At 67.8% G+C, this 12,613-nt stretch carries 13 protein-coding genes; 11 read left to right on the top strand and 2 right to left on the bottom strand.

All coding sequences use genetic code 11. The features are described from left to right. Positions 1-43 precede the first annotated feature (43 nt). The gene (gntR, locus tag QTI20_RS02660) at positions 44-1,072 is read left to right on the top strand and encodes an HTH-type transcriptional regulator GntR (protein ID WP_286550454.1); all 1,029 of its coding nucleotides are present in this window, start codon (positions 44-46) and stop codon (positions 1,070-1,072) included. Positions 1,073-1,126: 54 nt separating this feature from the next. On the opposite strand, the gene QTI20_RS02655 is transcribed toward gntR, so the two are convergent. After that, positions 1,127-1,708, bottom strand: coding sequence for an OmpA family protein (locus QTI20_RS02655; RefSeq protein ID WP_286550456.1), 582 nt, complete (start codon positions 1,706-1,708; stop codon positions 1,127-1,129). Between the two features lie 156 nt (positions 1,709-1,864). Here QTI20_RS02655 and QTI20_RS02650 point away from each other — a divergent pair, with 156 nt between their 5' ends. Together QTI20_RS02650 and QTI20_RS02645 are read left to right on the top strand one after the other, a co-directional pair. Further along, positions 1,865-2,512 (top strand): gamma-glutamylcyclotransferase, encoded by a 648-nt coding sequence (locus QTI20_RS02650; protein WP_286551007.1) that lies wholly within the window; start codon positions 1,865-1,867, stop codon positions 2,510-2,512. Further along, the gene (locus tag QTI20_RS02645; RefSeq protein ID WP_286550458.1) at positions 2,509-3,042 is read left to right on the top strand and encodes a superoxide dismutase family protein; all 534 of its coding nucleotides are present in this window, start codon (positions 2,509-2,511) and stop codon (positions 3,040-3,042) included. Before QTI20_RS02650 ends, QTI20_RS02645 begins: the two co-directional genes overlap by 4 nt. On the opposite strand, the gene QTI20_RS02640 is transcribed toward QTI20_RS02645, so the two are convergent. Further along, positions 3,026-3,592 (bottom strand): nucleotidyltransferase family protein, encoded by a 567-nt coding sequence (locus QTI20_RS02640; protein WP_286550460.1) that lies wholly within the window; start codon positions 3,590-3,592, stop codon positions 3,026-3,028. The genes QTI20_RS02645 and QTI20_RS02640 overlap by 17 nt on opposite strands. 33 nt (positions 3,593-3,625) lie before the next feature. Between QTI20_RS02640 and pdxH the strand changes: the two genes are divergently transcribed. From pdxH to QTI20_RS02600, 8 genes are all read left to right on the top strand, one after another. Then, positions 3,626-4,279, top strand: coding sequence for a pyridoxamine 5'-phosphate oxidase (gene pdxH, locus QTI20_RS02635; RefSeq protein WP_286550461.1), 654 nt, complete (start codon positions 3,626-3,628; stop codon positions 4,277-4,279). A gap of 103 nt (positions 4,280-4,382) precedes the next feature. Further along, on the top strand, positions 4,383-5,237 hold the full coding sequence (gene asd, locus QTI20_RS02630) for an archaetidylserine decarboxylase (protein ID WP_286550462.1): 855 nt from the start codon (positions 4,383-4,385) through the stop codon (positions 5,235-5,237). Positions 5,238-5,359: 122 nt separating this feature from the next. Then, positions 5,360-5,719 (top strand): winged helix-turn-helix transcriptional regulator, encoded by a 360-nt coding sequence (locus QTI20_RS02625; protein WP_286550464.1) that lies wholly within the window; start codon positions 5,360-5,362, stop codon positions 5,717-5,719. A 107-nt stretch (positions 5,720-5,826) separates the two neighbouring features. Next, the gene (locus QTI20_RS02620) at positions 5,827-6,177 is read left to right on the top strand and encodes an FKBP-type peptidyl-prolyl cis-trans isomerase (protein WP_183023143.1); all 351 of its coding nucleotides are present in this window, start codon (positions 5,827-5,829) and stop codon (positions 6,175-6,177) included. A gap of 294 nt (positions 6,178-6,471) precedes the next feature. Then, positions 6,472-7,047: a nucleotide exchange factor GrpE gene (gene grpE, locus QTI20_RS02615; RefSeq protein ID WP_286550466.1), complete on the top strand. Its 576-nt coding sequence runs from the start codon at positions 6,472-6,474 to the stop codon at positions 7,045-7,047. A 107-nt stretch (positions 7,048-7,154) separates the two neighbouring features. Beyond that, positions 7,155-9,089, top strand: coding sequence for a molecular chaperone DnaK (dnaK, locus tag QTI20_RS02610; RefSeq protein ID WP_183023141.1), 1,935 nt, complete (start codon positions 7,155-7,157; stop codon positions 9,087-9,089). A gap of 97 nt (positions 9,090-9,186) precedes the next feature. Further along, positions 9,187-10,326 carry a molecular chaperone DnaJ gene (gene dnaJ / locus QTI20_RS02605; RefSeq protein ID WP_286550467.1) on the top strand — a complete coding sequence of 380 codons (1,140 nt, stop codon included), beginning with the start codon at positions 9,187-9,189 and terminating at the stop codon, positions 10,324-10,326. A 334-nt stretch (positions 10,327-10,660) separates the two neighbouring features. Next, positions 10,661-12,583, top strand: coding sequence for a PrkA family serine protein kinase (locus QTI20_RS02600; RefSeq protein ID WP_286550468.1), 1,923 nt, complete (start codon positions 10,661-10,663; stop codon positions 12,581-12,583). The last annotated feature ends 30 nt before the right edge of the window (positions 12,584-12,613 follow it).

Genomic DNA, 12,613 nt, shown 5'->3' with positions numbered 1-12,613 from the left:
TATCCTATAGAACAATGGGCGCCACTTTTCTCCGGATTAACCCTTGACCGACGCGACCCGCCGCCCTCGCCGCTCCAGTGGCCGCATCACCCTCGACGACGTGGCGCGCGCCGCGGCCGTCAGCCCGATCACCGTCTCGCGCGCGCTGCGCGGCGAGCGCAGCGTCGACCCGGCCCTGACCCTGCGGGTGCGCGAAGCGGCCGAGCGCCTGGGCTACGTGCCCGACCCCGCCGCCCGCGCGCTGGCCTCGCAGCGCAGCAGCCAGGTGCTGGTGCTGGTGCCGATGCTGTCGAACACGCTGTTCGTGGACCTGCTCGAAGCCGTGCACCGCACCCTCTTCCCGGAGGGCTACCAGCCCTTCATCGGCGTGACGCACTACGACAGCGCCGAGGAAGAGCTGCTGCTGCGCACCTACCTGCCCCATCGCCCCGCAGGCCTGCTGGTGACCGGCTTCGACCGCAGCGAGACGGCGCGCCAGCTGATCGCCCACAGCGGCGTGCCCTGCGTGCACCTGATGGAAACCAGCCGCGCGCCCGGCGTGGCCTGCGTGGGCTTCTCGCAGGTGGACGCGGGTGCGGCCGTCACGCGCCACCTGCTGGAGCGCGGGCACCGGCGCATCGCCTTCTGCGGCGCCCAGCTCGATCCGCGCGTGATGCAGCGCGCCGAGGGCTACCGCCGCTGCCTGCGCGAAGCCGGCCTCTACGACGCGCGGCTCGAGATGCTGAGCCCGGAGCGCTCGTCGATCGCGCTGGGCGCGCGCCTGTTCGAGGAGATGCTGCAGCGCATGCCCGACATCGATGCCATCTTCTTCTGCAACGACGACATCGCGCAGGGCGGGCTGCTGGCGGCCAACCGCCTGCAGGTGCCGGTGCCCGGACGCGTCGCCATCGCCGGCTTCAACGACCTGGCCGGCAGCGACCAGATGGTGCCGCCGCTGACCACCATGCGCACGCCGCGCAGCGAGGTCGGCCGTGCCGGCGCCGAGATGCTGCTGGGCCTGATGCGCGGCACGCTGCCGCAGCCCGGCTGCGTCGAACTGGCTTATGAACTCGTGGTGCGCGGCAGCACCTGAAAGCCCATGAAAAAAGCCCGGTCGTGCCGGGCTTCTTCATGAGGCTGCGGGGGATCAGTCCAGCAGCTTGACCTCGACGCGGCGCGCCTCGGCGTTGTTGCCCGAGCCGGTGCCGACCACGGGTTTCTGCAGGTCGACCTTGTCGGCGGGGACGCCCAGGCCCACCAGCACGTCGCGCACGGTCTGCGCGCGCAGCTTGGCCAGCTCTTCGTTGACCTTGGCGTCGCCGGTGGTGTCGTGGAAGCCCGAGATCACGGCCTTGCGGCCGCCCTCGATGCCCTTGATCACCACGGCCAGCGCCTCGGCCGCGCCCGGGGCCAGGTCGGCGCTGCCGGTGGCGAAGTAGAAGTTCACCACGCCACCCACCACCTGGATGCTCGCGCCTTCGGGCACGACGACGGTCACGGTCTCGGTGGTCACGGTGCTGCCCGGGGCCGGCACGGGCGCCGGGGCCTCCGCCGGCTCGACCTGGGTCACGGGCAGGCCGCTGTCCTGCGCGGTGGGCGGCGTCGCGCCGCCCATGCCGTAATTGAAGACCGACACCCCCACGACGGTGAAGACCACCAGCGCAATCAAGGCAAAAAGGAAACCGAGGGCGAAGCGCTGCTGGCTGTCGTCGTCGCTGCTGGATGACATGCGATGTTCTCCGAAGGAAAGAGGCCGGTAAATAATGGGTTCGTGATCCATGACCCTGAAATTGTAGGTGCCCCGCCGCCGCCGCCCCCGCCCGCCGGCGACACCGGCCTGCCGGGCCTCGACCCGGCGCTGAAACCGGTGCGCGATCCGCGGCCGATGCTCGAGCGCACCATCGCCGAATGGGGAGGCCAGCAGGACCTCTGGCTGTTCGGCTACGGCTCGCTGATCTGGCGCCCCGACTTCGACTTCAGCGAGCGCCGGCCGGCGCGGGTGCACGGCTGGCACCGGGCGCTCAAGATGTGGAGCCGGGTCAACCGCGGCTCGCTGCAGAACCCGGGCCTGGTGTTCGGGCTGCTGTCGGGCGGCAGCTGCCGCGGCATGGTGTTCCGGGTGCCGGCCGCGGTCGGGCTCGAGACGCTGGGCCAGCTCTGGCTGCGCGAGATGCCCACCGGCGTCTACGACCCGCGCTGGCTCGACTGCATCACGCCCGGCGGACCGGTGCGCGCGCTGGCCTTCACGCTGTCGCGCCGCAGCCCCAACTTCACCGGCGAACTCAGCGAGGAACGCTACCGCCAGATTTTCCGCAGCGCCACCGGCCGCTACGGCAGTTCGCTGGACTATGCGCGCCAGACGCTGCAGGAATTGCAACGACACGCCATCCACGACCGGGCGCTGGCCCGCTTGTTGCGACTGGCCGAGGCCGAACTGTCGGCGCGGGCCGATGGTCAGGACGGCCCGAGTCCGCTATACACCATGACATCCGCGCCCGATGGCGCCCCAGACACTTCCCAGGAGAAACCATGAGCTTCCGTCTTCCTTCCGCGGCCCTCGCCGCACTGGCCCTCGCCGCACTGCCCGGCTGCGCCAGCATGGGCAGCCCCGGCGCCGTCGCCGAGCTCGCGCCCACCGCGGCGATTTCGCCCAACCCGACCATCGGCAAAGTGACCTTCACCCCGCTCGACCACGGCGTGCGCGTGGCCGGCGAGGTGCGCGGCCTGGCGCCCAACAGCGAGCATGGCTTCCACATCCACGAAAAGGGCGACTGCGGGGACAACGGCAACGCCTCGGGCGGCCACTTCAACCCGGCCGGCGGCATCCACGGCAAGTTCGCCGCGCCCGGCAGCCATGCGGGCGAACTGCCCAGCCTGATGGCCGACGCCAGCGGCGTGGCGCGCTTCCGTGTCGACGACCATTCGATCTCGCTGACCGACGGCGCCGCCAACAACGTGCTGGGCCGCGCGCTGGTGGTGCACCGCGACCGCGACGACTACACGACCCAGCCGGCCGGCAACTCCGGCCCGCGCATCGCCTGCGCGGTCATCTCGAAGGGCTGAGTTCCCGCCAGAGCGCCTCGGCCGCCGCCAGGTCGGCCAGGGTGTCGACGTCGGTCACGATGCCGACGTCATCGAGCGCCAGTTCGCGCACCTCGCCGCGCGCGCGCAGCGCCTGGAGCACCGGCGCCGCGCCCACTTCGCCCGTGCGCTGCAGCAGCGCCTCGCGCGAAGCGGCGCCGAAGGCCACCGGGTGCCCGCGCCGGCCCGCATGGCTGGGCTGCACCGCCGCCGCGCCCTCGGCCAGCGCGGCCGCCACGCGCCGCAGCGTGTCGGGCCGCACCAGCGGCAGGTCGGCCGGCAGGATCAGCCAGCCACCGGCGTCGGCCGTCGCGCGCACCGCCGCGGCGATCGAATCGCCCATGCCCGGATGGCCGGCGTCTTCCAGATGCCAGGGCAGCCCGCTCGCGCGCACCGCGGCCAGGCTGTGCTCCAGCAACGGCCGTCCGCCGAGCAGCGCCGCCAGCTTGTGCACCGTGCCGCCCGAGGCACGAAAGCGGTCGCCGCGGCCGGAGGCCAGCACGATCACGGTGGGCAAGGCGATGGGGTTCATGCGCGAAGTATCCCGCGCGTCGACAATCGCGTCATGACCTCTCCCAACGATTCCCTCGCCGCGCTGCGCAAGAGCTACGAGCGCGCCGAACTCGACGAAGTCCGCAGCGCGGCCGACCCGCTGCAGCAATTCGAACGCTGGCTCGGCGAAGCCATCGAGGCCCAGGTGCCCGAGCCCAACGCCATGACGCTGGCCACGGTCGGCAGCGACCTGCGGCCCTCCACGCGCATCGTGCTGATCAAGGGCTACGACGCGCGCGGCATCGTCTGGTTCACCAACTACCAGAGCCGCAAGGGCCAGGAGCTGGGCGGCAACCCCTATGCCGCGCTGCAGTTCCACTGGGTCGAGCTCGAGCGCGTGGTGCGCATCGAGGGCCGGGTGCAAAAGACCGACGACGCCGAGAGCGACGCCTATTTCGCCAGCCGCCCGCTCGATTCGCGCCTGGGCGCCTGGGCCAGCCCGCAGAGCGAGGTGATCAGCGGCCGCGACGTGCTGGTGAAGAACGCGGCCCTGGCCGCCGCCCGCCACCTGCTGTCGCCGCCGCGCCCGCCGCACTGGGGCGGCTACCGGCTGGTGCCCGAGCGCTGGGAGTTCTGGCAGGGCCGCAAGAGCCGGCTGCACGACCGGCTGCGCTACCGTGCCGACGAAGCCGGCGGCGGCTGGCTGCGCGAACGGCTCGCGCCCTGAGAACGCCCGGTCGCCACACCAGCCCCGGGCAATCGATAGGCGCGCCGGGCCGCAAGCTTCCTAGAATGCCCGGTCCTGCCGCTTCCGCTTCTGCCCACCCCACGTGTCCGATCGCCTCTCCGTCCTCCCCCAATACGTCCTGCCCAAGCAGGCTCTGACTTCCTTCGCCGGCTGGGTCGCCGGCAAGGAGCGCGGCGCCGTCACCACCTGGATCATCCGGCGCTTCGTGGCGAAGTACGACGTGAACATGGCGGAGGCGCTCGACAGCGACATCGCGAGCTACGCGAGCTTCAACGACTTCTTCACGCGCGCGCTCAAGCCGGGCGCGCGGCCGATCGCGCAGGCCGACCTGGTGTCGCCGGTGGACGGCGCGATCAGCCAGTTCGGCCCGGTCGCCGACGGCCAGCTGTTCCAGGCCAAGGGCCACCACTGCACCGCCGCCGCGCTGGTCGGCGGCGACGCGGCGCTGGCCGCGCAGTTCGCGCACGGCAGCTTCGCCACGCTCTACCTGAGCCCGCGCGACTACCACCGCATCCACATGCCCTGCGACGGCCGGCTGCGCCGCATGATCTACGTGCCGGGCGACCTGTTCTCGGTCAATCCGACCACCGCGCGCGGCGTGCCGGGGCTGTTCGCGCGCAACGAGCGCACGGTGTGCGTGTTCGACGGCCCGCACGGCCCCTTCGTGCTGGTGCTGGTGGGCGCGACCATCGTCGGCAGCATGGCGACCGTCTGGCATGGCGTGATCAACCCGCCGCGCGGCGGCGCGGTGCGCGAATGGCGCTACGACGACCAGCAGCAGATCGTGCTGCGCCAGGGTGAGGAAATGGGCCGTTTCCTGCTCGGTTCGACGGTGGTGATGCTGTTCCCCTCGCCCGACCTGGCCTTCAACCCGGACTGGGCGCCGGGCGCTCCGGTGCGGCTGGGCGAAGTCATGGCGCGGCAGCCCCGGCCATGAGCCGCCCCCGCGCGAAGCCGCACGCAGCGGCGAAGTTCAGCTACGAAAGCAGTAGCAAAACCGCTTCTGCGCTATAGTCGCCGGCCCCTTCGCGCCTTGCCGCCCTCCCCGCCACGACACCGATGAGTTCCAAGGAAAACGCAGCCGTCAACCAGTTGCTCGCGCTGCTGGAGGCCCGCTATGCCTTGCGCGTGCTCTGGGCGTTGCGGGACGGCCATGCGCAGACCTTCAGGCTGCTGCAGGACAGCGTGGGCGGCATCACGCCCAACACGCTCAACACCCGCATCAAGGAACTGCGCGAGGCCGGCCTCGTGATCCACGGCGGCGACGGCTACAGCCTGACGCTGAGCGGCCAGGACCTGCTGCGGCGGCTGTCGGACCTGCAGGCCTTCGCGGGCAAGTGGCAGGCCGGGCAGGCGAAGAAGGCCGCGGCGGTGACGCCGGCACCGACGCCGCCCGGGCCCCCCTTTCCCTCTGTTTGAGCCTCGTCGCGCCGCGACGGCATCACGTCCTGCGGGCAGGGACACGCCCGGTCGTTAAACTCCCCGCCTTTCTTCCAACCCGTTTTCATCCTCGATAAGGAACGCCCATGCCCACCACTCCCTCCGGCCTGCAATACGAAGACACCGTCGTCGGCGACGGCAGCGAAGCCAAGGCCGGCCAGCACGTGCATGTGCACTACACCGGCTGGCTCTACAACGACGGCGTGCAGGGCGCCAAGTTCGACTCCAGCCGCGACCGTGGCGATCCGTTCGCCTTCTCGCTGGGCGCCGGCCAGGTCATCAAGGGCTGGGACGAAGGCGTGGCCGGCATGAAGATCGGCGGCCAGCGCACGCTGATCATCCCCGCGGCCCTGGGCTACGGTGCCCGCGGCGCCGGCGGCGTGATCCCGCCGAACGCGACGCTGAAGTTCGACGTCGAGCTGCTCGACGCGCACTGATGGCTCCCCCCCGAGGGGCTTTGCGCACTTCGTGTCGCTTCGCCCTTCCCCCCTCCGGGGGCACTACCGGCGGCCCGGCGAAGCCGGTTCCGCGGTAGTCCTGGGGTTCTGCGGGCTCGCGCACTGCGTGCGCCTTGCCTGGGCGGGACCGTACGGACTGGGGTGGTCAGGGGAATTCAGTGTTTCCTGCCAGCGGCTTGATGAAGCCGCATTTTTTTGTCTTGAAAAACCCTTCCGGCGGCCCCAATTGGCCCGGAATCGTTTCTTTCACGTCCGTTCCAACGGTTTTTGAGCATGTCAGATCCACAAAACCCCGAAATGAACCCGCAAACGCTGCAAGGCGCACCCAGCCCCGAAGAACTCGAAGCAGCGCAATTCGCCAACGAAGCCGATGCACAGGACGCGCTGGTCGCGGCCCAGGCCGAGCTGGCGACCTTGCAGGCGAAGAACGCGGAGCTGGCCGACCAGTACCTGCGCGCGCAGGCCGACGTGCAGAACGCACGCCGCCGCGCCGACGAGGAGATCACCAAGGCGCGCAAGTTCGCGGTCGAGGCCTTCGCCGAGAGCCTGCTGCCGGTCACCGACAGCCTCGAGGCCGGCCTGGCGATCCAGGACGTGACGCCCGAGCAGATCCGCGAAGGCGCCGAAGCCACGCTGCGCCAGCTCAAGAGCGCGCTCGAGCGCCACAAGGTGATCGAGATCGCCCCCGCCGCGGGCAGCAGGTTCGATCCGCACCAGCACCAGGCCATCTCGGTCGTGCCGACGCCCGGCCAGGAACCCAACACCATCGTGGGCGTGCTGCAGAAGGGCTACACCATCGCCGAGCGCGTGCTGCGCCCCGCGCTGGTCACGGTCAGCGCCGCGGGCTGACCGCCCCCAGGAAACCCACAGGAAATCCCCGCGTCATCCCTTGAATAGCGCCGGGTTATCCACACGTTCACAACAACTCAATTCCAGCATTCAGGAGCATTCACATCATGGGCAGAATCATCGGTATCGACCTTGGCACCACCAACTCGTGCGTCTCGATCATGGAGGGCAACACGACCCGCGTGATCGAGAACTCGGAAGGTGCACGCACCACGCCATCGATCGTCGCCTACCAGGAAGACGGTGAAGTCCTGGTCGGCGCCGCGGCCAAGCGCCAGGCGGTGACGAACCCGCGCAACACGATCTACGCCGTCAAGCGCCTGATCGGCCGCAAGTTCGAAGAGAAGGAAGTGCAGAAGGACATCGACCTGATGCCCTACACCATCTCCAAGGCCGACAACGGCGACGCCTGGGTCGAGGTGCGCGGCAAGAAGCTCGCGCCCCAGCAGGTCAGCGCCGAGATCCTGCGCAAGATGAAGAAGACCGCCGAGGACTACCTGGGCGAGCCGGTGACCGAGGCCGTGATCACGGTGCCCGCGTACTTCAACGACAGCCAGCGCCAGGCCACCAAGGACGCCGGCCGCATCGCCGGCCTGGACGTCAAGCGCATCATCAACGAACCCACCGCCGCGGCCCTGGCCTTCGGCCTGGACAAGCAGGACAAGGCCGATCGCAAGATCGCCGTGTACGACCTGGGCGGCGGCACCTTCGACGTGTCGATCATCGAGATCGCGGACGTCGACGGCGAGAAGCAGTTCGAAGTGCTGTCGACCAACGGCGACACCTTCCTGGGCGGCGAAGACTTCGACCAGCGCATCATCGACTACATCATTTCCGAGTTCAAGAAGGAACAGGGCGTCGACCTGGGCAAGGACGTGCTGGCCCTGCAGCGCCTCAAGGAAGCCGCCGAGAAGGCCAAGATCGAGCTGTCGAACGGCGCCGCCACCGACATCAACCTGCCCTACGTGACGGCCGACGCCTCGGGCCCGAAGCACCTGAACATCAAGCTCAGCCGCGCCAAGCTGGAAAGCCTGGTCGAAGAGCTGGTCGAGCGCACCATCGCGCCCTGCCGCACCGCCATCAAGGATGCCGGCGTGAGCGTGTCGGACATCAACGACGTGATCCTGGTCGGCGGCATGACCCGCATGCCCAAGGTGCAGGAGAAGGTCAAGGAGTTCTTCGGCAAGGAACCGCGCAAGGACGTGAACCCCGACGAGGCCGTGGCCGTCGGCGCCGCCATCCAGGGCCAGGTGCTCTCGGGCGACCGCAAGGACGTGCTGCTGCTCGACGTGACCCCGCTGTCGCTGGGCATCGAGACCATGGGCGGCGTGATGACCAAGATGATCGTGAAGAACACGACCATCCCGACCAAGTTCGCGCAGACCTTCTCGACCGCCGAGGACAACCAGCCGGCCGTGACCATCAAGGTGTTCCAGGGTGAACGCGAGATCGCCTCGGGCAACAAGGCGCTGGGCGAGTTCAACCTCGAAGGCATCCCGCCGGCCGCGCGCGGCACGCCGCAGATCGAGGTGAGCTTCGACATCGACGCCAACGGCATCCTGCACGTGGGCGCCAAGGACAAGGGCACCGGCAAGGAAAACAAGATCACCATCAAGGCGAACTCGGGCCTGTCGGAAGACGAGATCCAGAAGATGGTCAAGGACGCCGAACTGAACGCGGCCGACGACAAGAAGAAGGTCGAGCTGGCGCAGGCCCGCAACCAGGGCGAAGCCATGGTGCACAGCGTGAAGAAGTCGCTGGGCGAGCACGGCGAGACCCTGGACGCCGGCGAGAAGGAAAAGATCGAGGCCGCCATCAAGGACGTCGAGGAAGCCCTGAAGACCGACGACAAGGCGGCCATCGAGGACAAGACCAACACGCTGATGAGCGCGAGCCAGAAGCTGGGCGAGAAGATGTACGCCGACGCGCAGGCCGCAGCCGGTGCGGCTGGCGGCGCGGCCGGCGGCCCTGAAGCGGCAGCCAGCGCCCCGGCGGACGACAACGTGGTCGACGCCGAGGTCAAGGAAGTCAAGAAGGGCTGATCCCGCAGCGCTTCCCGAGGCTGGATCACCCCCCGACGGGTGATCCAGCCTTTTCCGTTTCCAGCTACCGCCCCCGACGACCCGCACGACCCGCACCATGGCCACCAAACGCGACTACTACGAAACCCTCGGCGTTCCCAAGAACGCGAGCGAGGATGAAATCAAGAAGGCTTATCGCAAGCAGGCGATGAAGCACCATCCCGACCGCAACCAGGGCGACGCGTCCAAGGATGCGGAAGCCAAGTTCAAGGACGCCAAGGAAGCGTACGAGATGCTGTCGGACCCGCAGAAGCGGGCCGCCTATGACCAGTACGGCCATGCGGGCGTCGACCCCAACATGCGCGGCGGCCCGGGCGCGGAAGGCTTCGGCGGCTTCGCGGAGGCCTTCGGCGACATCTTCGGCGACGTGTTCGGCGGTGCGCGCGGCGGCCGCCAGGGCAGCGGACGGCAGGTCTTCCGCGGCGGCGACCTGAGCTACGCGATGGAGATCACGCTGGAGGAAGCGGCCGACGGCAAGGACGCGCAGATCCGCATCCCCAGCTGGGACGATTGCGCGACCTGCAGCGGCACGGGCGCCAAGCCCGGCACCAAGCCCATCACCTGCACCACCTGCCACGGCGCGGGCGCGGTGCAGATGCGGCAGGGTTTCTTCAGCGTACAGCAGACCTGCCCGCAGTGCCACGGCACGGGCAAGATCATCCCCGAACCGTGTGCCACCTGCCACGGCCAGGGCAAGATCAAGAACAACAAGACGCTGGAAGTGAAGATCCCGGCCGGCATCGACGACGGCATGCGCATCCGCAGCACCGGCAACGGCGAACCCGGCACCAACGGCGGTCCGCCGGGCGACCTCTACATCGAGATCCGGCTCAAGAAGCACGACCTGTTCGAACGCGACGGCGACGACCTGCACTGCGTGGTGCCGGTGGCCATGACGACCGCGGCGCTGGGCGGCGAGATCAACGTGCCGACGCTCAAGGGCGCGGCCGCTATCGACATCCCCGAAGGCACGCAGAGCGGCAAGCAGTTCCGGCTGCGCGGCAAAGGCATTAAGGGCGTGCGCGGCAGCTACCCGGGCGACCTGTACTGCCACGTGCGCGTCGAGACACCGGTCAAGCTCACCGAGCACCAGCGCAAGCTGGTCAAGGAGCTCGACGAGTCGCTCAAGAAAGGCGGCAACAAGCACAGCCCGACCGACAAGGGCTGGTTCGACAAGGCCAAGGAATTCTTCAGCTGATCGCGGTCGGCGGATGGACTACGAAAGAGCGGCCTGCGGGCCGCTTTTTTTTGCGTCAAGATCGGCAGATCCAAAATAAAACTGGACGCGTATGTGCACGCATGGGGATGTTGAATCGTTCATGCATCAGTAGGAACTTTAAACAGAGGCTGTTGTTCTGAACGAATAAGCACTCGCAGAAGCGTTCTTTGCTTTATGCTGATTCAGCAGTTGGAATAGGGAGTTTTTTGCAGGGCATGCAGCCCAGCGCCAAGCACCTGAATGCGAGTGTTGCGATGCGTGGGCTGCTGCAGGTCCGGGGCTTCGGCCTCATTGACTCGATGGAGGTGTGTCCATGGATGTGATCAGCAACTTTGCCGCCCGCTACGACCGCACGCGAGAAGAGGTCCTCTCGCTGCAGGAGTACCTTGACCTCTGCAAGCGCGAGCCGGTGGCCTATGCCACCGCTGCCGAGCGCATGCTCCAAGCCATCGGCGCCCCCGAACTCGTGGACACGCGCAACGACCCCCGGCTCTCGCGCATCTTCGCCAACAAGGTGATCAAGCTCTACCCGGCGTTCAAGGAGTTCTACGGCATGGAGGACGCCATCGAGCAGGTGGTGTCCTATTTCCGCCACGCGGCCCAGGGCCTCGAGGAAAAGAAGCAGATCCTCTATCTGCTGGGCCCGGTGGGCGGCGGCAAGAGCTCCATCGCGGAGCGTCTCAAGCAATTGATGGAGCAGGTGCCCTTCTATGCGATCAAGGGATCGCCGGTGAACGAATCACCGCTGGGCCTGTTCGACCCGGCCGAGGACGGTGAAATCCTCGAAAAGGAATTCGGCATCCCGCGCCGCTACCTGCAGCGCATCCTCTCGCCCTGGGCCGTCAAGCGGCTCGAGGAATTCGGCGGCGACATCCGCAAGTTCCAGGTGGTCAAGCGCTACCCGTCGGTGCTGCGCCAGATCGCGGTGGCCAAGACCGAGCCCGGCGACGAGAACAACCAGGACATCTCCTCGCTGGTCGGCAAGATCGACATCCGCAAGCTCGAGACCTACGCCCAGGACGACCCCGACGCCTACTCCTACTCGGGCGGCCTGTGCCTCGCGAACCAGGGCCTGCTGGAGTTTGTCGAGATGTTCAAGGCGCCGATCAAGGTGCTGCATCCGCTGCTGACCGCCACGCAGGAAAGCAACTTCAAGGGCACCGAGGGCTTCGGCGCCATCCCCTTCGACGGCATCGTGCTGGCGCACAGCAACGAAAGCGAATGGAAGGCCTTCCGCAACAACAAGAACAACGAGGCCTTCCTCGACCGGATCTACATCGTCAAGGTGCCCTACTGCCTGCGCGTCTCCGAAGAGATCAAGATCTACGAGAAGCTGGTGCGCACCTCCTCGCTGGCCGAGGCACCCTGCGCTCCCGGCACCTTGCGCATGATGGCGCAGTTCTCGGTGCTCACGCGGCTCAAGGAGCCGGAGAACTCGAGCATCTTCAGCAAGTCGCTGGTCTACGACGGCGACAGCCTCAAGGACACCGACCCGAAGGCCAAGTCGCTGCAGGAGTACCGCGACTACGCGGGCGTCGACGAGGGCATGAGCGGCGTGTCGACGCGCTTCGCCTTCAAGATCATTTCCAAGGTCTTCAACTTCGACAGCAGCGAGGTGGCGGCCAACCCGGTGCACCTGATGTACGTGCTCGAACAGCAGATCGAGCGCGAACAGTTCCCGCCGGAGACCGAGCAGAAGTACCTGGCCTACATCAAGGAGCACCTGGCCGCGCGCTATGCCGAATTCATCGGCAAGGAGATCCAGACCGCCTACCTCGAGAGCTACAGCGAGTACGGCCAGAACATCTTCGACCGCTACGTGACCTACGCCGACTACTGGATCCAGGACCAGGAGTACCGCGACGTCGACACCGGCGAGGTGTTCGATCGGGTCTCGCTCAACGGCGAGCTGGAGAAGATCGAGAAGCCCGCGGGCATCTCGAACCCCAAGGACTTCCGCAACGAGATCGTCAACTTCGTGCTGCGCGCGCGGGCCGGCAACGCGGGCCGCAATCCGGCCTGGACCAGCTACGAGAAGCTGCGCACGGTGATCGAGAAGAAGATGTTCTCCAACACCGAGGAGCTGCTGCCGGTCATCAGCTTCAACGCCAAGAGCAGCGCCGACGAACAGAAGAAGCACCAGGACTTCGTCGCGCGCATGGTGGAGAAGGGCTACACGTCCAAGCAGGTGCGCCTGCTGTGCGAGTGGTACCTGCGGGTTCGCAAGAGTTCCTGAGTTTCAGAGTTCCATGACGCGCTCCGGCGC

The sequence above is a fragment of the Variovorax sp. J2P1-31 genome (assembly GCF_030317215.1).
Lineage (GTDB): Bacteria > Pseudomonadota > Gammaproteobacteria > Burkholderiales > Burkholderiaceae_C > Variovorax.
The sequence above is the reverse complement of the archived record's forward strand: the minus strand, read 5'-3'. Positions and strand labels throughout refer to the sequence as shown.